Source organism: Amycolatopsis sp. NPDC024027, from assembly GCF_040638975.1.
Taxonomy (GTDB): Bacteria; Actinomycetota; Actinomycetes; order Mycobacteriales; family Pseudonocardiaceae; genus Amycolatopsis.
In genome coordinates this window covers 16,669-35,250 of the sequence record NZ_JBEZYY010000008.1, presented here as the reverse complement: position 1 = coordinate 35,250, position 18,582 = coordinate 16,669, and the positions used below count along the sequence as shown (strand labels likewise).

General features: G+C 71.8%; 19 protein-coding genes. 5 read left to right on the top strand and 14 right to left on the bottom strand.

Annotated features, from left to right (window positions below; genetic code table 11):
* Positions 1 to 174: 174 nt before the first annotated feature.
* The 6 genes from raiA to AB0F52_RS21025 form a co-directional block, all read right to left on the bottom strand.
* Entirely contained in the window at positions 175 to 861 is a 687-nt protein-coding gene (raiA, locus tag AB0F52_RS21050) for a ribosome-associated translation inhibitor RaiA (RefSeq protein ID WP_103341226.1), read from the bottom strand.
* A 933-nt stretch (positions 862 to 1,794) separates the two neighbouring features.
* On the bottom strand, positions 1,795 to 2,100 hold the full coding sequence (locus AB0F52_RS21045; protein WP_360173322.1) for a hypothetical protein: 306 nt from the start codon (positions 2,098 to 2,100) through the stop codon (positions 1,795 to 1,797).
* 911 nt (positions 2,101 to 3,011) lie between these two features.
* Complete coding sequence (locus AB0F52_RS21040; protein ID WP_360173319.1) at positions 3,012 to 4,748, bottom strand: LpqB family beta-propeller domain-containing protein; 1,737 nt, start codon at positions 4,746 to 4,748, stop codon at positions 3,012 to 3,014.
* Complete coding sequence (gene mtrB, locus AB0F52_RS21035) at positions 4,745 to 6,469, bottom strand: MtrAB system histidine kinase MtrB (protein WP_360173316.1); 1,725 nt, start codon at positions 6,467 to 6,469, stop codon at positions 4,745 to 4,747. Before mtrB ends, AB0F52_RS21040 begins: the two co-directional genes overlap by 4 nt.
* Positions 6,470 to 6,476: 7 nt before the next feature.
* Positions 6,477 to 7,154 (bottom strand): MtrAB system response regulator MtrA, encoded by a 678-nt coding sequence (gene mtrA, locus AB0F52_RS21030; RefSeq protein WP_005150760.1) that lies wholly within the window; start codon positions 7,152 to 7,154, stop codon positions 6,477 to 6,479.
* Positions 7,155 to 7,332: 178 nt separating this feature from the next.
* Positions 7,333 to 7,647, bottom strand: a complete 315-nt coding sequence (locus AB0F52_RS21025; RefSeq protein WP_360173313.1) for a bifunctional 3-phenylpropionate/cinnamic acid dioxygenase ferredoxin subunit — start codon at positions 7,645 to 7,647, stop codon at positions 7,333 to 7,335.
* A 165-nt stretch (positions 7,648 to 7,812) separates the two neighbouring features.
* Between AB0F52_RS21025 and AB0F52_RS21020 the strand changes: the two genes are divergently transcribed.
* Positions 7,813 to 8,604, top strand: coding sequence for an IclR family transcriptional regulator (locus tag AB0F52_RS21020; protein WP_360173310.1), 792 nt, complete (start codon positions 7,813 to 7,815; stop codon positions 8,602 to 8,604).
* On the opposite strand, the gene AB0F52_RS21015 is transcribed toward AB0F52_RS21020, so the two are convergent.
* Complete coding sequence (locus tag AB0F52_RS21015; RefSeq protein WP_360173307.1) at positions 8,583 to 9,563, bottom strand: WYL domain-containing protein; 981 nt, start codon at positions 9,561 to 9,563, stop codon at positions 8,583 to 8,585. The genes AB0F52_RS21020 and AB0F52_RS21015 overlap by 22 nt on opposite strands.
* A gap of 64 nt (positions 9,564 to 9,627) precedes the next feature.
* Between AB0F52_RS21015 and AB0F52_RS21010 the strand changes: the two genes are divergently transcribed.
* From AB0F52_RS21010 to solA, 3 genes are all read left to right on the top strand, one after another.
* Positions 9,628 to 10,077: a hypothetical protein gene (locus tag AB0F52_RS21010; RefSeq protein WP_360173304.1), complete on the top strand. Its 450-nt coding sequence runs from the start codon at positions 9,628 to 9,630 to the stop codon at positions 10,075 to 10,077.
* An 87-nt stretch (positions 10,078 to 10,164) separates the two neighbouring features.
* Positions 10,165 to 12,219 (top strand): FAD-dependent oxidoreductase, encoded by a 2,055-nt coding sequence (locus AB0F52_RS21005; RefSeq protein WP_360173301.1) that lies wholly within the window; start codon positions 10,165 to 10,167, stop codon positions 12,217 to 12,219.
* Positions 12,216 to 13,346, top strand: a complete 1,131-nt coding sequence (gene solA / locus AB0F52_RS21000; protein WP_360173298.1) for an N-methyl-L-tryptophan oxidase — start codon at positions 12,216 to 12,218, stop codon at positions 13,344 to 13,346. Before AB0F52_RS21005 ends, solA begins: the two co-directional genes overlap by 4 nt.
* Here the strand turns inward: solA and AB0F52_RS20995 are convergent.
* From AB0F52_RS20995 to AB0F52_RS20985, 3 genes are all read right to left on the bottom strand, one after another.
* Complete coding sequence (locus tag AB0F52_RS20995) at positions 13,335 to 13,988, bottom strand: dTMP kinase (protein WP_360173295.1); 654 nt, start codon at positions 13,986 to 13,988, stop codon at positions 13,335 to 13,337. The two genes, solA and AB0F52_RS20995, sit on opposite strands and share 12 nt — an antisense overlap.
* A gap of 62 nt (positions 13,989 to 14,050) precedes the next feature.
* Complete coding sequence (locus AB0F52_RS20990; RefSeq protein ID WP_360173292.1) at positions 14,051 to 14,800, bottom strand: hypothetical protein; 750 nt, start codon at positions 14,798 to 14,800, stop codon at positions 14,051 to 14,053.
* Positions 14,797 to 15,393: a papain-like cysteine protease family protein gene (locus AB0F52_RS20985; RefSeq protein WP_360173289.1), complete on the bottom strand. Its 597-nt coding sequence runs from the start codon at positions 15,391 to 15,393 to the stop codon at positions 14,797 to 14,799. The genes AB0F52_RS20990 and AB0F52_RS20985 overlap by 4 nt, the downstream gene beginning before the upstream one ends.
* 247 nt (positions 15,394 to 15,640) lie before the next feature.
* Here AB0F52_RS20985 and AB0F52_RS20980 point away from each other — a divergent pair, with 247 nt between their 5' ends.
* Positions 15,641 to 16,639 carry a hypothetical protein gene (locus AB0F52_RS20980; RefSeq protein WP_003085563.1) on the top strand — a complete coding sequence of 333 codons (999 nt, stop codon included), beginning with the start codon at positions 15,641 to 15,643 and terminating at the stop codon, positions 16,637 to 16,639.
* A gap of 282 nt (positions 16,640 to 16,921) precedes the next feature.
* Here the strand turns inward: AB0F52_RS20980 and AB0F52_RS20975 are convergent, their stop codons facing one another.
* From AB0F52_RS20975 to AB0F52_RS20960, 4 genes are all read right to left on the bottom strand, one after another.
* Entirely contained in the window at positions 16,922 to 17,347 is a 426-nt protein-coding gene (locus tag AB0F52_RS20975) for a YjdF family protein (protein WP_360173286.1), read from the bottom strand.
* Positions 17,348 to 17,480: 133 nt separating this feature from the next.
* Positions 17,481 to 17,822 (bottom strand): VOC family protein, encoded by a 342-nt coding sequence (locus tag AB0F52_RS20970; protein ID WP_360173283.1) that lies wholly within the window; start codon positions 17,820 to 17,822, stop codon positions 17,481 to 17,483.
* Positions 17,819 to 18,262 (bottom strand): type II toxin-antitoxin system VapC family toxin, encoded by a 444-nt coding sequence (locus tag AB0F52_RS20965; RefSeq protein ID WP_360173280.1) that lies wholly within the window; start codon positions 18,260 to 18,262, stop codon positions 17,819 to 17,821. The genes AB0F52_RS20970 and AB0F52_RS20965 overlap by 4 nt, the downstream gene beginning before the upstream one ends.
* The gene (locus AB0F52_RS20960; RefSeq protein ID WP_360173277.1) at positions 18,256 to 18,543 is read right to left on the bottom strand and encodes a toxin-antitoxin system HicB family antitoxin; all 288 of its coding nucleotides are present in this window, start codon (positions 18,541 to 18,543) and stop codon (positions 18,256 to 18,258) included. The genes AB0F52_RS20965 and AB0F52_RS20960 overlap by 7 nt, the downstream gene beginning before the upstream one ends.
* Positions 18,544 to 18,582 lie beyond the last annotated feature (39 nt).

Genomic DNA, 18,582 nt, shown 5'->3' with positions numbered 1-18,582 from the left:
CCCAGGCCGGTCCCGGGCAGGTTCTCCCGCGGTGGCGGCCGAGTTCGGCGCCACCTTCCCACCCCCATCGTAGGGAACGGTGGCCGTCGTGTGCACACGCCGTACGTCCTGACATGCGGAGGGCCCGCACGCGAGCGCGTGCGGACCCTCCGTCCGGCCTCCTCCGAGCCCGGCTCAGCCGAGCCGGATCACGCCGTAGTCGAAGCCTTTCCGCCGGTAGACCACGCTGGGCCGGCCCGCGTCGGAGTCGTTGAAGAGGTAGAAGTCGTGGCCGACCAGTTCCATCTCGTAGAGAGCCTGGTCCACCGTCATGGGGTCGGCGGTGTGCTGCTTCTCGCGGACGACGCGGCCGGGCTGGTGACCCAGGTCGTCGTCGGCCCAGCTCTGCTGCTGGGGCAGGTGGAATTCTTCGGCACTCGCGAAGCCGTTCGACTGAGGTTCGGCTTCGGGTGCGTCCAACACCGCGGTACGCGCGGCGGGACTGGCTGCGGCCGGGGATCCACCACCCGGCAGTGCCGAGGTCGCTTCGGCGACCGATTCCGGACGGCTGCGGCCGTAGTGCACGCGCCGCCGGTCGTGTGTCCTCCGCAGCCGGTTTTCCAGCTTGGTGACTGCGGAATCGAGCGCCGCGTAGAAGTCGGCGGCACACGCTTCAGCGCGTACGGCCGGGCCCCGCCCCTTTCCGGTGATTTCGACGCGCTGGCAACTCTTGGCCTGGCGCCGGTTGGGTTCGTGGAACAGTTCCACGTCGTACCGGATGACTTTCCTGTCGTAGCGCTCGAGGCGGGCCAGCTTTTCGCTGACAAGTGCCCGATAGTGGTCGGGCACCTCCACGTTGCGGCCCTTAACGACGATGTCCATACACGACCTCCCTCGCTGAGATGACTGCGAGCTGATGTGTTCACACACGGCGCCGGTATTGCGGGGACGTAAGCCCGGATCGCGGGCTGAGAAGGAACTCGGAAACGGTGGACGACGTCTCGTTCCGGTGACCGAGCGCGGACTCAGCGCACCTCCGGCGCCAGGGACATGGGCTCGTCACCTCCCTGCCTGCGGGGATTGCTGATTGCGGAGCACGTTAGCTTCCTCACGCCCGTTACAACAGCCCCCGAGCCGGGGGATGTCAGGGGATGGGACTCGGTCACCCCGCGCAGTGATCGCGAAGTGGGCACCGCAAAACACCCGCTGGTCGGACGCGGCGCGGTCGCCGTGCTTTCACACGGACGGCGCACCGCTGCCTGCTGGTGGACGCCGAGGGTGACAGCCCGGTCTCCCGCAGCCGCCACTCCGGTGGAGTGGTGCGGCGGCCGAGTGATCGTGATCGACACCCTCATGCCCGGACAACGGGCACCGGTCCGCTCGCGTTCCCGGCGGTTGTCACTCGTGTAGGTGACGGAAGGTTCACCCAGGCGCGAGAAGGGGTTCTCGGTGGGCCCTTTTTTGCGGCTTGAGCTGGGGAGAAGTTGGTTGCGGGGCGGGTCGGTGGGCGTTTGATCGGGGTGAGGCGCGGAACCGGTACCACGGTTGTTTCGGGTTTGGTGGGCACGGTTTGCCTCGCCCGGTCGAGGCCGGCTCCGGCTCGGCCCGGAGCGTCGAGCCGGAGCCGTCGCCACCACGGTTGTTTCCGGCGTGCTTCGGGTTGCTGCGCACGGCTTACCTCACCCGGTCGAGTCGGCGCGGCTCGGCCGGGAGCCGTCGCCTCGGCCGCTCTCGCCGGCCTGCGCGCTTCCCGGGGAAGGTCCACAGTGGTGCACATGGATCGGTTTTCAGCGCACGGCGGCGAGCCCGGCCGGTTCAGCCGGCGGCCAGCAGGGTCAGGACGGCGGAGACCGTAACTCCCGCCGCCGCGAGAGCGCTGGTGCAGGCGGCCGCCGTGGCCCCGGTGGTGATCACGTCGTCCAGGACCACGACGCTGAATCCCGGCGGCGGGCGCCCGGCCTCACGGAACCTCAGGTGGCCGGCGAGGTTGGCCATGCGCTGTTCGCGGCTCAGGCCGACCGCGTCGCGGGCCGCGCCCGCCAGCTCCAACGCCGGCGCGACCGCGACTTCGATGCCCCGCGCCGCCAGGACGCTCGCTGCCGCGTGGGCCAGGCGTTCCACGTGCGGGCCGCCTCGCACCCGCGCCGCCGATGGGCGGCTCGGGGCCGGGACCAGGCAGATGGCCCGGGCCGAGGGGGCCGCCGGGTTCGGGGGTGTGGTCTGATCCGACCCGACCGGGGGAGGCGTTGGAGCGGCACGAGCGCCGCTCGATCGACCCGGGCTGGGATCCGGGCAGGTCGAGGCTCCGCCGGACCCCGCCGGAACGGCACCCGACCGGACCGACACCTCACCCGGCCGAGCCGAACCAACACCCGGCCAGGCCGAAGCCCCGCCGGACGCCACCGGACCGGGACCTGACCGAACGGCCACCCCACCCGGCCGAGCCGAACCAGCACCCGGCCGGACCGCCACCCCACCCGGCCGAGCCAAACCAACACCCGACCCGGTCGAAGCTCCGCCCGACCCCGCCGGAACGGCACCTGACCGAACAGGCATCCCACCGGACCCAACCGGCACCCCGCCCGGCCGACCCGAACCGGCATCCGGCCAGGCCGAACCTGCACCGGACTCAGCCGGACCGGCGCCCGACCGAACCGGCACCCCACCCGGCCTGCCGATCGCGACCGGCTCCATCGGCAGCGCCATCACCGCCTCCGCCACCACCCGCCCCAACGACGGCGCCAGGTCGCGACGCCCGCGCTCCTTGTACGCGATCAGCAACCTCCGGCCCACCCCGCGGTACCTGGCCAGCGCGAACACCCGCACCAACCCGGCCGTCGGCGCGCGCACCACCTCCCGGGCCGCGCCCCACACGCCCTCGCACCGGGCGCAGCACGGCTCGCCCCGGGCTCCGCACGCGGCGCAGCGGCTGGGGATCAGCAGATCGAGCAGTCTCTTCAGCACACCGACAGTGTCACGACCGGCACCGACAGTTTCGAACGCCCGGACGTCACCCACCCGAGTGAAAAAGATCAGCCCGGATAAAAGGGATCCGCGTCCTTCATCGTGTGGCTGTGCGGGCGCCACACCTCGCCCAGCACCGATGCCGTCCACAGGCCGTTGGCGTCCGCGACCACGATCTGGCGGCCGGGGGCCGCCGTCACGCCGTGGACCGTCGGGGTCAGGTTGCTGCTGTTGAACGCGTCCATCCGCTGGCCGTCCACCGTCACCTTGACCACCGGCTGGGACGGCGACTTCGTCACCGCCACCAGGCTCTCCGGCGCGACCCAGTCGACGTCGACGACGTCCTCGAGGTCGTGCGGCTGGAGGTGGCGCGGTTCGCGCAGCGACACCGAGTCGCCGTTGGCGACCACCGAGGCCACCCACAGCTGTCCCTTGATCACCGCCGCGACGCGGGCGCCGTCGCGGGAAAAGCGCAGTTCCGTCAGGTCGCCCTGCTGGGTCAGGTCCGTGGCGTTGACGCTCAGCGCCGTCCACTGGCCGTTCTGGTCGAGCACCATCCGGCCCACCGACGGCCCGTCGACCACCGTCCACAGCTCGCCGGTGCCGGGGCGCCACGTCGGGCGGGTCAGGGAGCTGCCACCGAGGGCGGTCAGCGCCAGGTCGTGGCCGAGGTCGCCGATCCGCAGGCGCACGCCGCCGCCGCTGCGCTCGACCACCGCCAGGCGCTTGCCGTCGATCGACTGGGCCGCGCTCACGACGTCGTACCCGCCGTTGCCCGCCGGGCCCGGCACCGGGGCGCCGTCACCGAGGGAACGGACCCGGCCGCCGACCGTCATCAAGCCCGGCAGCTGCAAGCTGATCGACAGCGACGCGCCGTACGCGGGCAGGTCGCTCTGCCGCCAGTCCGGGTGGTTCGGCACGAGCGGAGCGCCGTCGGCGAGGATGCGGATCCGGGCCGACGTGACGTACTGCAGGGACAGCACGATCTGCGCCGCGATCAGGTTCCGGATGTCTTCGGGCACCCCCGAGAGCCCGGTCAGCGGCACCACCAGCGTCCCGTCGTCGAGGCTCTTGACGTTCGTGTCGATCTCGATGGGTTCGCCGAGCAGGTTCTTCACCGCGCCGGCCAGGCTCGTCGACGGCCCGCTGACCAGCAGGTCCATCACCCGGCCCGGCAGCCCCGACTGCGGCTTCGCGAGGACGTAGCGCCGGTCGGGGACGAAGGTGGCCGACGACTCCGAGTAGAAGCTCACCGGCACCGGCGTGTAGTTCTCGGTGAAGTCGGACTCGGTCGCGTACAGGTCGGCCGGCGGGTCGACGATGCGCCACTGGCCGTTCGGCTGCTTGCGCACCTTCACCTGCAGCAGCGCCGAGCTGTAGTCCGGCACGAACGCGCTGTTCTGGTCCAGCGTGCCGATGTCGATCCCGCGGACGTTGACGACCTGCGTGCCCGGGTCCGGCGGCGGGCCGGTGTCGTAGACCGTGCCGAAGGTGTCCTGGATGATCGTCAGGCTGCGGCTCGGCCGCCAGCCCGCCCGGCCCTGCTCGTCCAGGTACGCCCGGGCGGCGACGTTGTTCTGCCCCGGCTTGAGCGTCGCCCCGACGAAGGCGCGGACCAGCGACAGCGGGTCGATCCCCGGCGGCGGCTCCGGCACCACGTCACCGGAGCTCTGGCCCTGCCGCTCGCCGGACACCACCTGGGGCTGCGATTCCAGCGGCACGTTCGCGCAGCCCGCGAGCAGCACCGCGCACAGGACCGAAAGCAGGACCTTCGCCCCGGCGCCCCGGCGAGCATGTGGTTTCACTGACCGATTCCCTCACGTTCGGCGAAGATCGCCTCCGGCGCCGGCGTGACGTCGATGATCCCGAGCGGCACCTCGCCGGCGAACCGGTCGGGCGGCGGCAGGACCAGCGGCGGGTCCCCGGCGGGCACGCCCTGCTGACGCGGCAGCAGGAGCCGGAAGCAGGCGCCGTTGCCGGGCTCGCCCCACGCGTCGAGCTCGCCGCCGTGCAGGCGCGCGTCCTCCTGGCTGATCGCCAGGCCCAGCCCGGTGCCGCCGGTGCGCCGGTTGCGCGACGGGTCGGCGCGCCAGAACCGGTTGAACACCAGGTCCGCCTCGCCGAGCCGCAGGCCGACGCCGTGGTCGCGGACCGTGATGGCGACGGCGGTTTCGTTCGCCCCGACCGTCAGCACCACCGGCTTGCCCTCGCTGTGGTCGACGGCGTTGGCGAGCAGGTTGCGCAGGATCCGCTCGACGCGCCGGGCGTCGACCTCGGCGATCACCTCTTCCTCGGGCAGCACGAGCTCCACCGAGCTGCCCGCGTTGCCGGCGATCACCCGCACCTGCTCGACCGCGCGGGTGGCGATCGGGCGGACGTCGATGAACTCCGCGGACAGGTCCTCGACACCGGCGTCGAGCCTGCTGATCTCCAGCAGGTCGCCGAGCAGCGCTTCGAACCGGTCGAGCTCGTCGACCAGCAGTTCCGTCGACCGCGCGAGGCCGGCCGGGAACTGCTCGCGGGACGCGTGCAGCACGTCCGCGGCCATCCGGACGGTGGTCAGCGGGGTGCGCAGCTCGTGCGAGACGTCGGAGGTGAACCGGCGCTGCAGGCCGCCGAACTCCTCGAGCTGGCGGATCTGGCGCTGGATGCTCGCGGCCATCCCGTTGTAGGACACCGCGAGCTTCGCGAGGTCGTCTTCGCCGAGCACGGCGAGCCGCTGGTCGAGGTCGCCGCCGGCGAACTGCTCGGCCGCCGCGGCGGCCTGCCGGACCGGCCGGACCACCTGCCGCGTCACCAGGTTCGTGATGCCCGCCAGCAGGAGCAGCAGCACGAGCCCGCCGACCAGCAGCGTGTTCTGCACCGTCGAGACGGTGTTCTGCTCGGTCGTCAGCGGGAACAGCAGGTACAGCTGCAGCGGGACGGCCACCGTGCTCAACGGCGTGCCGACGATCAGGTACGTCGTACGGCCGCCGCCGGACTCGGGGACGGTGTGCTCGAGGAAGCTCATCTGGTCGGCTTCGACGAACTGGCGCAGCCGCGGCGGCACGTTCTCGAACGGGCCGGCGAACGCCAGCGTGGCGCCGGACTGGTCGTGGCCGCCGCTGGCGAGCACCGGGACGAACGTCCCCGCCGCCGACCCGGCCGCGTCCTGGCTGGTCGGCGTGATCGCGATCTTCTTCAGCGCGTTCTCGAGCCGGTTCGTGAGCGCTTCGACGTTCTCGGAACCGAGGCCGACGAGCTCGCCGGCGGCCGTCTCCGCCGCCGCGCGGGTCTGCGCGACCGCCGCCGTGCGCTTGGTGTCCAGCAGCCGTTCGGTGATCTGGTTCTGCAGGACCATGCCCAGCACGAAGACCACGGCCGAAGACAGCGCGAGCGTCGACACGGTGACGCGGAACTGCAGCGAGTGCTTCCACAGCTCGTTGAACGCGACCGCGCGGCGGCGCGCGAAAACGACGACACGCCGCACCAGGCGTGCCGTCGAACGCGCGAACGCGGGGAGCCGTCTGCCGGTCTCCGTGATCATCGACTCATCACGGCGGGCCGGCCTTGTACCCGACGCCGCGAACGGTCAACACCACCTCGGGGTGTTCCGGGTCCTTCTCCACCTTCGAGCGCAGCCGCTGGACGTGCACGTTCACCAGCCGGGTGTCGGCCGCGTGGCGGTAACCCCACACCTGCTCGAGCAGCACCTCGCGGGTGAACACCTGGCGCGGCTTGCGGGCCAGGGCCACCAGCAGGTCGAACTCCAGCGGGGTCAGCGGGATCGCCTTGCCTTCGCGCGTGACCTCGTGGCCCGGCACGTCGATCGCCAGGTCGCCGATGGTGAGCGATTCCGCCGGCTCGGCCTCGGTGCGGCGCATCCGGGCCCGGACCCGCGCGACCAGCTCCTTCGGCTTGAACGGCTTGACGACGTAGTCGTCGGCGCCGGACTCCAGGCCGAGGACGATGTCGACGGTGTCGCTCTTGGCGGTGAGCATGACGATCGGCACCCCGGACTCGGCGCGGATCGCCTTGCAGACGTCGATCCCGTTCATCCCGGGCAGCATCAGGTCGAGCAGGACGAGGTCGGGTTTCAGCTCACGCAGCGCGGGCAGCGCGCGTGAGCCGTCGGCGACCACCGCCGTGTCGAACCCCTCCCCACGGAGCACGATGGTGAGCATCTCCGCGAGGGCGGGGTCGTCATCGACCACGAGAACACGTGCCTTCATGTCCACATGTTCGCACTAGTTCCGGCGCCCGCACGCACGACCCGCGTGTTTGACCACCAGAAAGATCAAGATCGCGAGAGCTCCCTGCTCCATCCGGGTGCCGGTGGACGGTCCGTGAAGGCCGCATCGAGGGACTCCGGGGCCTCCGATGTGACCTTCACGGACCTGCGAGGAGAGTTCAGGGAACGGCCGGCACGGGCGCGTCGACGTAGACGGCGCCGTCGGTGACGACCACGCGGTGGGTCCGCACGGAGGCTTTCGCCGGCAGGCAGGTGGGCGCGCCGGTGCGGAGGTCGAACCGCGCGGCGTGCAGCGGGCACTCGACGAAACAGCCTTCGAGCCAGCCGTCGGCGAGCGAAGCGTCCTGGTGGGTGCAGGTGTCGTCGACGGCGAAGAAGCCGTCTTCGGTGTGGAACACCGCGATCGGAGCGGGACCGTCGAGGCGGAGCGCCTCCCCCTGAGGCAGGTCGGCGACGGCGCAGGCTCGGATCATCGGGGCCTCCGGAGAACGACTGGCGGGATGCCGGGACGGTACGTGAAAGTTGCGCATTGCGAGATGATGTGCAACTTGCGCAACAATCCGGCTTCGGGTACGCCCTCGTCAAGAGATTCCCCCACTCAGCCGATAGGCGCCCCGCGAAACGGATACTGTTGCGCCATGCGAAACCAGGACTCGGGCAACGCAACTCAGAGCCAGGTGCAATCGGTCGACCGGGCCATCAGCGTGCTGGAACTGCTCGCGCGCAACGGCGAAACCGGCATCACCGAGATCGCGGGCGAACTGGGCGTCCACAAGTCGACGGCGTCGCGCCTGCTCAGCGTCCTGGAGACCAGAGGCCTGGTCGAGCAGCTCGGCGAACGCGGGAAGTACGCGATCGGCTTCGGCATCGTCCGGCTGGCCGGGGCCGCGACCGGCCGCATGGACCTCGCGAAACTGGGCCGGGCCAGCTGCCTGGTGCTGGCCGACGAGCTGGGCGAGACGGTGAACATCGCCATCGCCGACGACGGCGTCGCCATCAACATCAGCCAGGCCCGCGGCTCGGCCGCGATCACCACGCAGAACTGGACGGGCCAGCGGACACCGCTGCACGCGACCTCGAGCGGCAAGATCCTCCTGGCGTACATGGGCGAAGCCGAGCGCAAGCGGGTGCTGAAGCGGAAGCTGGAGCAGTACACCCCGCGCACGACGGTCGAGCCGGACGAGCTGATGACCGAGCTGGAACGGGTGCTCGAAGACGGTTATGCGGCCTGCTACGAAGAACTCGAGCTCGGCATGCACGCCGTCGCCGTGCCGATCCACGGCCCGGGCGGGGACGTCGTCGCCGCGATGAGCGCTTCCGGGCCGTCGTACCGGCTTTCGAAGCAGCGCGTGAAGCAGATCGTGAAGCCGATGACCGAGGCGGCGGAGGAACTTTCCGCGCAGCTGGGCTATTTCCGGGACCAGGGGTAGAGCCGCGCCATTTCGCGGATCGTCTTTCCCAGGTGCGCCACCAGTTCCGCGGGCGACAGCACCTGTGCGTCCGCGCCGAGCCGCAGCAGCCCGGCCGCCGCGTGGGGCACGCTCTCCAGCGGGACCTTCGCGCGCTGCCAGCCTTCGGCGTCCGCGGGTTCGAGGGTGCGCGCCGCGAGCCGCGCCGCTCGTGGGCCGAGGATGTCCGGCAAGGCGGCGATCCCGGCGGGCGACAGGCGCACGACGGCGGTCTCCCCCGCTTCGCTCTCCTCGTACCGTTCGACGTGCGTGCGCCAGAAATCCGCCAGGTCGAAGCCGGCCGGCCGGGTGAAGTGCTCGTCGAGCGCCCGGAACTCCTCGATGTTGCCGACGCGGTAGGTCCGCGGCTCCGGCCCGGCGACGAGGTACCAGACGCCGGCCTTGAGGACCAGGCCGAGCGGGTGCAGCCGCCGCGTCACGACCCCGGGCGCCGGCGACCAGCGGCGGTACCGGACCTCGACGACCTGGTCCTGCCACAGCGCCTCCGCGGCCGCGAGCAGCTGCGGCACCGGATCCGCTTCGCGGTACCAGCCGGGTGCGTCGAGGTGGAACCGCTGCCGGATCCGCACCGACGCGTCGCGGTACGGCGCCGGCAGCGCGGCCATCAGCTTGAGCTCGGCGGCGGCCACCTGGGCACCCAGCCCCAGCTCGGCCGCCGGTTGCGGCAGCCCGGTGAGGAACAGGGACCCGGCTTCGCCCTCGGTCAGCCCGGTCAGCCGGGTCCGGTAGCCGTCCATCAGCTGGTAGCCGCCGTTCGGGCCGCCTTCGGCGTAGATCGGGACACCGGAGGCGGCGAGCGCTTCGACGTCCCGGTACACGGTCCGCGCGGTCACGCCGAGCTCCGCCGCCAGCCGGGCGGCGCTCATCCTCCCCCGGTTCTGCAGCAACAGCAGCAGGGACACCAGCCGGCTCGCGCGCACCCGGCGAAGTCTGCCAGCAGCCACTGACAAAAGATGTCAGTGATGGCACCCCAGGATCGTGGGCATGAACGACTTCGACTTCTTCATCGGCTCCTGGACCGTGACGAACCGGCGGCTCGCCAAGCCGCTGACCGGCAGCGACGACTGGACCGTCTTCCCCGGCACGGCCACCTCCCAGTCCCTCTTCGAGGGTGGCGGCAACCTGGACGAGATCGTCTTCCCGACCCTGGGCTTCCGCGGCTGCACCCTCCGGCTCTTCGACGTCGAGCGCGAGGAGTGGTCGCTGTACTGGGCCAGCGACCGGACCGGGCTGCTCCAGCCGCCGGTGGTCGGTGCCTTCGACGGCGACCGCGGCGACTTCTACGGCGACGACACCCACGAAGGGGCCCCGATCAAGGTCCACTTCGCCTGGACGGGCACGACCACCGCGACCCCGCGGTGGCAGCAGGCGTTCTCGGCCGACGGCGGGCGGACCTGGGAAACCAACTGGGTGATGGAGTTCGCCCGCGCCTGAGGGGACACCGTTTCGGGTGCTTGACACTGCGTCGCGCATAACGCACGTTGTTGCCGAAGACGCAACCTCGCCCGGAGGGATCCCGCGATGGCAGCACGGCCCCGGGTGGTCGTCGTCGGCGCCGGCCTGCTCGGCTGTGCACTGGCCGACGAGCTGACCGAGCGCGGCTGGACCGACGTCACCGTCGTCGGCGCCGACGCCGCGGCCGACCACCCGGGCCTGGTGTTCCGCACCCACGCCGACCGCACGCTGACCGCGTTCGCCCAGTACACCGTCGAGAAGTGCAGCGGGCTCGACGGCCAGTGGTGCTTCAACCCGGTGGGCAGCCTCGAAGTCGCGACGTCGCCGGAGCGGCTCGAGGACTTGAAACAGCACCACGGCTGGGCGACCTCGTGGGGCGTGCGCGGCTACCTGCGCACGCCCCGCGAGTGCGCCGACCTGCACCCGCTGCTCGACGAAACCCGGGTTCTCGGCGGCTTCCACGTCCCCGGCGACGGCCTGCTGCACGCGCCGCGCGCGGCCGAAGCCCAGGCCCGGCGCGCCAAAGCCCGGGGCGCCCGGTTCGCCGCCGAGGAGGTCACGGCGATCGAGCGCAGCGGCGGCCGCGTCACCGGCGTCGTCACCGCGGCCGGGCGGATCCGCGCCGACGTCGTCGTGTCGTGCGCCGGCGAGCTCGCCGGCCTGGACCTGCCGCAGGTGCCGCTGACCCACGAATACCTGCTGACCTCGCCGTTGCCGGACCTGGCCGGGCACAACGACGAACACGTGCAAGCGGGCAAGCCCGTGCTGCGCCACCTCGACACCGGGATGTACGTGCGCGAGCACGTCGACCGGCTCGGCGCCGGGGTGGCCGTGGCCGCCGATCTCCTGCCCGCACTCCGCGACGCCGGCGCCGGAACCACCACGACGGTGGTGCTTCCCGGCACCCCGGACGGGCGGCCGCTGCTGGGCGAGCACCCGGACGTCGACGGCTTCTGGGTCGCCGGCGCCGTCCGGCCCGAGCACTCCGCCGGTGTCGCCCGCGAACTGGCGCGCTGGCTCGTCGACGGGCAGCCGTCGCTGGCCCTGCACGGCTGCGATCTCGCGCGGTTCGCCCGGTTCTCCCGGTTCTCTTCGGGCTCGGTCCGCACCGGCCCCTTCCACGAACGGCAGATCGCGCTGGGTGCGCAGTTCGGTTCCGCGGACGGCTGGGCGCGGCCGGAGCGGTATTCGGCCGAGGTGGCTGCCGAAGCGGCCGCCACCCGCGAGCGCGTCGCGATGTTCGACCTGACGCCCGAACCGCGGCTGGCCGTCACCGGCCCCGGCGCGCTGCCGTTCCTGCAGGCCATGACGACGGGCGACCTCGCGAAGACGCCGGGCACGGTGACCGCCACGTTGCTGCTCGGCGAGGACGGCGGCGTCCGCGGCCGCCTGACGGTGGCCCGCCTCGGCGACGAGCGGTTCCACGTCGGCGCCGGCGGGCGTCTCGATTTCGCTTGGCTGCGACGGCATCTCCCGCGCGACGGCACGGTGCAGATCCACGAGACCACGCCCGGCACGTGCTGCCTCGGCCTGTGGGGCCCGCTCGCCCACGAAGTCCTCCCCGGACTGTCCACGACGGATTTTTCGGCCGAAGAGACGTACGTCGGGGATGTCCCGGTCGTCGCCCTGCGACTGTCCACAGTGGGCGAACCGGGCTGGGAACTGCACACCACGGCGGATTTCGGGCGCCGCCTGTGGGACACGCTCCGGGGCCACGGCGTGGCCGTCGCCGGTCACCAAGCCCTCGCCGGCCTGCGGCTGGAGGCCGGCGTCACGACACCCGGCGTCGACTTCACCACCGAGCACGACCCGTACGAAGCCGGACTTGGATCCGCCGTCCGGATGGACAAGGGCTACTTCGTCGGCCGCGACGCGCTGGCGGGGCGTTCCGCCGCGACGGTGAGCCGGCGGCTGACCCGGCTGACGACCGGCGCGGTCGTCGGAAGCGGGGATCCCGTGTACGTCGACGGCCACCCGGCCGGGTACGTCACCAGCGCCGGGTACGGCCACACCGCGGGCAAAGCCATCGCCCACGGCTGGCTTCCCGTGGAATACAGCCGGCCCGGGACACCGGTGCAGGTCGGGCACTTCGGCACGCGCGTCCCGGGGAGGGTGGCATGACGCACTACGACGTGATCGTCGTCGGCCTCGGCGGGATGGGCAGCGCCGCGGCGTACCGGCTGGCGCAGCGCGGGCAGCGGGTGCTGGGCGTCGACCAGTTCGCGCCGGTGCACAACCGCGGGTCGAGCCACGGCGGTTCGCGGATCACGCGCCAGGCGTACCTCGAAGGCCCCGAGTACGTGCCGCTGCTGCTGCGGGCCCACGAACTGTGGGACGGTCTCGAGCGCGACAGCGGACGGCGGCTGTTCACCCGCTGCGGCGGGATCGTGGTCGGCACGGCGGAGTCGCGGACGATCACCGGCAGCACGGCGTCGGCCCGCGCCTTCGACATCCCGCACGAACTCCTGGACGCGGCGGAAATCCGGCGCCGGTTCCCGACGATGGCGCCGGCTCCGGGCGAAGTCGCGCTGTACGAGCCGGGTGCCGGGCTGGTGTCCCCCGAAGGCAGCGTCGCCGCGCACCTGCAGCTCGCCGCGCGGTGCGGCGCCGAACTGCACCACGAGGAGAAGGTCTTCACCTGGAGCACCACGGCCGACGGGGTCCGCATCGGGACGTCGCACCGCTACTACACGGCCGGCCGCCTGGTGCTGTGCCCCGGCGCGTGGGCCGGCGAGCTGCTGCGCGGCTTCGGCATCGCCTTCACGGTCCGGCGGCAGGTGCAGTACTGGTTCGCGCCTTCGGGCGGGATCGGGCCGTTCCGGGAGCACCCGGTCTACATCTGGGAAGGCGACGGCTACACGTTCTACGGCTTCCCGGCGCACAACGCGCCGGCGGACGGCGTCAAGGTCGCGTTCCACAGCGGCGGCCGGACGTGCACACCCGACGGCATCGACCGGGCGGTGTCCGGCGCCGAGGTCCACGAGATCGCGTCCGTGGTGAAGCGCCACCTGCCGACGCTGCCCGGCGCGTTCCTCCGGGCCGCGACCTGCATGTACACCGACACGGCCGACGAAAGCTTCGTGCTCGCCCCGCACCCGGAAGAGGAGCGGGTGGTGCTGGCGTGCGGGTTCTCCGGCCACGGCTTCAAGTTCGCCCCGGTGGTCGGCGAAATCCTCGCCGACCTGGCGGTGGACGGCGCCACCGCGCACCCGATCGCGCGGTTCGACCCGGCCCGGCTACTGCCCTAGCAGCGTCGTCGCCAGCGCTTCGTGGTCCACGCCCGCAACGCCGTCCAGGACGTGCCACGGCGCGAGCCAGCCCGACGCGGCCAGCTCGTCGTAGACGGCCGCGCACCGCCGCTGCAGGCCGTCGTCGGTTTCGAAGGCGTCGCGCTCCCGGCCGGTCTCGGTCTCCGCGCGGCGTTCGGCCCGCTCGGCCGCGACCGCCGGGGCGACGCGCAGCAGCAGGTGCAGGTCCGGGCGGGGCAGGCCGAAGCGGTCGAGCTCGAGCTCCCACACCCACTTCACGACTTCGCCGGCCGCGTCCTGCCGCAAGCGCGCGGCCGCGTACGCGGCGTTGGAGGCGACGTACCGGTCGAGCAGCACGACGTCGTGGGCGTCCCGCAGCTCGCGGATGCGGTCCGCGGCGCCGCTGCGGTCCAGCGCGTAGAGCATCGCCATGCCGTACACGGAGTCGGCGAGATCGCCGTGCCCGCGGTGCAGCGCCTCGCGGACGAGGTCCGCGTGCACGCTCTCGCCGTAGCGCGGGAACGCCAGCGACGCCACGCTCGCGCCCTTGGCGCCCAGCGCCGCCGTCAGCCCGTCGGTCAGCGTCCGCTTGCCCGCGCCGTCGAGCCCTTCGATGACCACCAGTCGACCCACGAGCGTCACAGTAACGGTGGTGGACCGGCGGGCTCGGTGGAAGGGGATCGACGCCGAGCCCGCCGGTTCGTCTAGGCGGCGTGCCGCCGCAGGTGGAGCACGTAGCCGGCGCCGCTGACCGCGAGCACGCCGACGAGGATCAGCAGCGGCACCCAGCCGGTGTCGTGGCCGGACGGCGCCGGGCCGCCGTCGCCGCGGGGCATCACCTGGGACGTCGCGTCGAAACCACCGGCCTCGCCGTCGCGGGCGTAGACCGAGCCGGGGAGCTTGTCGGCGTAGCGTGCTTCGACGGTCTGCTGGTACCCGATGACCGCTTTGCCGTCCGACAGCGAGGTGATGCGGCCGTCGCGGACCGCGTACCAGGCGTCGACCTGCGGTTCGTGCAGCAGCTGGGCGCCCGCGGGCAGCTTCCGGGCGTACTCGCCCTCGACGTCACCCGAGGCGATGTTGCCGACCTGCCAGGTGCCGTCCGCGCCCCAGACAGACCAGAGCGTCGCGGTCCGGCCGTCGGAGGCCCGCACGGGGATCGCGAAGTAAGCGAAGTCACCCGGCGCCGCGTCGGGCTTGCCCGCGACGAAGTCCGGCGAAAGCTCGTACACGGCGTAGGCGTCCGGCGCGATCCGGACCGAAACCGGCCCCTGGGCGCCCGGGGCCTGGGCGAAGAACCGGACGAGGACGTCCTGGAACCCCGCGGCCGCGCTGTGCGCCGCGGAGGCATCGGCGCTGCTGATGCCGGCGGCCTGGGCCGCGCCTGACACCGGAGCCGTCATCAGCAGCGCCGCGCCGGTCAGCACGGCGAGCACGAGCGCCCGCCTGCTCATCGGGAGATCCCGGTGAGCGTGTGCGTCCAGGTGAAGGACGAATTCTGCGTGTAGTAGCCGTAGGTGGACCAGTTGTAGCGCTTGGCGGGGCCGGGGTCGCCCCAGAACACCCAGTCGCCGCGGGTGTCGTAGCCGTAGAGGACGTGCACGTGGCCGCCGCCCGAGTTCCAGCCGACCCGGGTCTCGACCGGCTGGTTCGCGGCGGTCTGCGTCCGGACGTCGGCGTAGGAGATGCGGCGGTCGAGGTAGCGGCCCGGCGAGCTGAAGCCGAGCCGGGCGAAGGCGCGCTGCGGGTCGGCGAGGGTGCCGGGGAGGTTCGCGCACTCCGCGTTGGTGTCTCCGATCACACCAGTCACGCCGTGGGCGAGCTGGCAGAACCGCGTCTGGCTGACGACCGCGCCGTGGTAAGCGGCGATGGTGTTGCCCGCGCCGGCCCAGCACCACTGGTTCTTCTGCTGGAGCTGCAGGACGATCTGGTTCCGGTAGGTCGACGGCGCTCCGGGCGCGGCTGCTTGGGACTGCGTCGGCGCGACCAGGCACAACAGCAGGCTCACAGCCAGTACGGCGTGGACCTGGCTCGACTTCACCAGCACAGACGGCCTCCTGTGGCGGAGTGGGCGAACCAGCGGTGGTCACAACGGTGAACAACGCGGTCACAAGGAGCAAGAACGCCATCCGGAGGAACGGACCGTTCCGGGGGACAGCCGGAACGCGGAACGCTCACCTCAACGAGGCCAACCACCCTGAACGGGGGTCGGCACGGCCACCCTACGCTGCTACCGTGAACGTTCCGCGGTGTTCACGCCCAGCGCACACACTGGTCGGGTGAAGGGACGAGCGGTGGCACAAGACGGGAACCTCCCACTGATCATCGATGGCGCCCGCACGACCCGGGCATCGGTCGCCGAACTGCCGAAAGAGCTGACCGAGGCACTCCGCACCGGCGAGTTCCACCACGCCCTCCGGCTGGCGATCGCCTACCGCGGGCTGTCGCTGGCCCGGCTGCGCGCCCACCTCGCGCTGCGCGGGGTCCAAATCGGACAGTCGACGCTGAGTTACTGGCAACGCGGACTGCGTCAGCCCGAGGTGCCGAAGGCGCTGCCGGCGGTCCGGGCTCTGGAATCGGTCCTCCAGCTGCCGGCGGACGCCCTGGTGGTGCTGATCGGCCCGCGCCTGGTCCGCCGCGGCCACCAGCCGGCGGCGTCGTTCCACGATCTGCGTTCCGGTGACATGGGGTCGATCGTCGAGGACCTGCTGGCCGAGCTGGGCGCGTACCCGTCGTCGAACCACTACAACGCGGACCTGGAGCTGCTGTCGGTCCACGACACGATCACGTTCGACGCGGAGCACCGCCAGGTCAGCCTGCGCACGCGCTTGGTGACGCGCGCCCGCCGCCACGGCCCGGACCGGTACCTGACGGTGTACAACGGCGACCCGGGCTGCCGCATCGACGACGTCGAGCTGATCACGGACGAGGGCTGCCGGGTGGGCCGGATGCGCCGCAACCCGGACGCGGACACGATGGCAACGGAGCTGCTGTTCGACCGCAAGCTGGCCGAGGGCGACATCCACGTGTTCTGCTTCGAGGTCCGCGACGACTCGGGATCGGCGTCGCCGGGCTACTACCGGATGCTGCGCGACCGCTGCGCGAGCTACCTGGTCCAGCTGCGGTTCGACCGCAACGCGCTCCCGGCCCGCTGCACCCGCCAGGTCCGCGCCCGCGACGACGCCCTGCCGGTGGTGGCGGAGGAACTGGCCTGCGACATGGGCGGAGTGAGCAGCGCGTTCTTCAGCGACGCGGGACCCGGGTTGGCCGGGGTCGCGGTGGAGTGGAACTGAGCCGTGTCGTCCCTCCAATCACGCGAGATGCCCCTCCAATCACGCGAGATGCCCCTCCAATCACGCGAGATGCCCCGCTGATCACACGAGATGCCCCTCCGGTCACGCCTGATGGCCGCTTGAGCACGGTCGGCTCGCGCACCCCGAAGGCCGCCTCGCGTACCCAGCGGGTCGGCCCGCGTACCCAGCGGGTCGGCTCGCGCTCCTAGAGGGTCGGCTCGCGTGATTGAGCAGCCAACTCGCGTGATTGGGCGGCCGACTCGCGTGGCTGGTTGGGCATCGCTAGTGGCCGCGGTGTTTGGCGCGGGCCTTGGCCCGCGCCAAGGCCCGGCGGCGAGCGGCCTCGGTGGCCGCGCGGCGTTTGCGGGCCGCTTTATTCTCGGCCGCTCGGTGGGTGACCGCGTCGCGCAGGGCGCGCTGGGCGGCCGTGCCGATGCCCTTGTCCTCTTGGGCCTTCTTCGCCAGCTTCGCGAGGCGCTTGGCGTTGAGACGGGCGGTCGGCCGCTGCTCGGCCGGGGTCGGCGGGGCCGCGCGGGCTTCGTCGGCCAAGCGGGCGAAGTCGCGGCCGGCGGCGAACGCCGACAGCTCGGCGTTGGTGGGCTCGGTGCCGAAGACGTGGCGCGCCGCTCGGACCAGGCCGTCTTCGTGGATTTCGTAGACGCCGATCCAGAACCGGCCGTCGTGGTACAGCGTGAACACCCCGCTCATCGGGAAACCTCCAGGCGTGACGGATCAGCCTGGCGTCACCGGTTTCCCGCCGAAGCGGGACAACGAGCCCTGAGCGAGCCGCCCGGACTACCTACCGGGCCGTGAGGTTCGTGAAGCCAAGAACGGCACCAGGCTACGCCGGACCGCCACCGATGCCGAGCTCGTTTCCCTCGGGGTCGCGGTAGATGATCTTGCGCACGCCGTTGCCGTACGTCTCCCGATCAGCGGGCTCGATGCCGCGCGCCGAGATGGCGGCGACGCGCGCGTCGAGGTCGTCGACGAAGAGGGTATGAAACGCCCGCCCCGCCCGTTCGGGCCGCAACTCGACGACGACCGACCCGTGCCCGGTCACCTCCCAGAGCGCTTCGGTGTCGCTGACGACGTACGTCGGCGGCGAGCCGAAGAGCTTCTCGTACCAGGCGAGCGCCCCGGCGTAGTCCCGGACGCCGATGCCGGCGAAGAGGTCGACGCTCACCGCACCTCGAATCCGTTGGCCTTGGCGGCATCGGCCTGACGCTCGTCGCGGGTGACGAAGGTGACCGGCTCACCACCGGTGAGTTCGGCGGTGTCGTGCATCGCGACCGCGAGGTGGATCGCGTCGAGCGTGCGCACCGGGTAGTCGTCGGTGACCAGCCGCCGAGCTGCCGGGAAGATCCGATGCGGTGCCAGCGGGATCACCCCCAGCACCGTGCGCGTGTCCTGGTCGAACTGGGCCAAGAACTCGCGGGCATCCGGGATCCGCCCGGTCCGCTTGGCCGCGGCGAAGGCGCTGGCGCACTCCAGCCGGGTCAGCTCGCTGGTGAGCACGAGGTGCCCACCGTCGATCAGGAGCTCCCGCAGTTCGGCGTGGTCGGCCTCGTCGGTGAGGTAGGCCCCGACCACGGCGCTCGTGTCGGCGTAGAAGACGGTCACCATTCACCCCGGGTCCAGTCGAGTGCCTCGCTGACGGCCGTGCCCCAGCCACGCGAGCGCTTTTCCAGCTCGTCGTGCCCCGGCGCTTCGCCCTCCGGCACGAACGCGATCAGTTTGCCTTCCGCCACCAGGCGGTTTCTCCGCTCGAGCGCGGTTTCCGTCTTTGCCACAACGCCCCTCAACGCCTCCGTGACCAGGTCGTTCATGCTGCGCCCTTGAGCTTCGGCCAGCGCCTTCAGCCGGGCGTGCAGCTCGTCGTCGATCCTCGTGATCAACTGTTTCACGACTCCATGATAACACGTCACATATTTGTGCTATCACTG

Bases quoted from the DNA above. Each gene is read 5' to 3' on its own strand.
- raiA (WP_103341226.1), bottom strand. From the start codon at position 861: ATGGACATCGTCGTTAAGGGCCGCAACGTGGAGGTGCCCGACCACTAT.
- mtrB (WP_360173316.1), bottom strand. From the start codon at position 6,469: ATGATCACGGAGACCGGCAGACGGCTCCCCGCGTTCGCGCGTTCGACG.
- mtrA (WP_005150760.1), bottom strand. From the start codon at position 7,154: ATGAAGGCACGTGTTCTCGTGGTCGATGACGACCCCGCCCTCGCGGAG.
- AB0F52_RS21025 (WP_360173313.1), bottom strand. From the start codon at position 7,647: ATGATCCGAGCCTGCGCCGTCGCCGACCTGCCTCAGGGGGAGGCGCTC.
- AB0F52_RS21020 (WP_360173310.1), top strand. From the start codon at position 7,813: ATGCGAAACCAGGACTCGGGCAACGCAACTCAGAGCCAGGTGCAATCG.
- AB0F52_RS21010 (WP_360173304.1), top strand. From the start codon at position 9,628: ATGAACGACTTCGACTTCTTCATCGGCTCCTGGACCGTGACGAACCGG.
- AB0F52_RS21005 (WP_360173301.1), top strand. From the start codon at position 10,165: ATGGCAGCACGGCCCCGGGTGGTCGTCGTCGGCGCCGGCCTGCTCGGC.
- solA (WP_360173298.1), top strand. From the start codon at position 12,216: ATGACGCACTACGACGTGATCGTCGTCGGCCTCGGCGGGATGGGCAGC.
- AB0F52_RS20990 (WP_360173292.1), bottom strand. From the start codon at position 14,800: ATGAGCAGGCGGGCGCTCGTGCTCGCCGTGCTGACCGGCGCGGCGCTG.
- AB0F52_RS20975 (WP_360173286.1), bottom strand. From the start codon at position 17,347: ATGAGCGGGGTGTTCACGCTGTACCACGACGGCCGGTTCTGGATCGGC.
- AB0F52_RS20965 (WP_360173280.1), bottom strand. From the start codon at position 18,262: ATGGTGACCGTCTTCTACGCCGACACGAGCGCCGTGGTCGGGGCCTAC.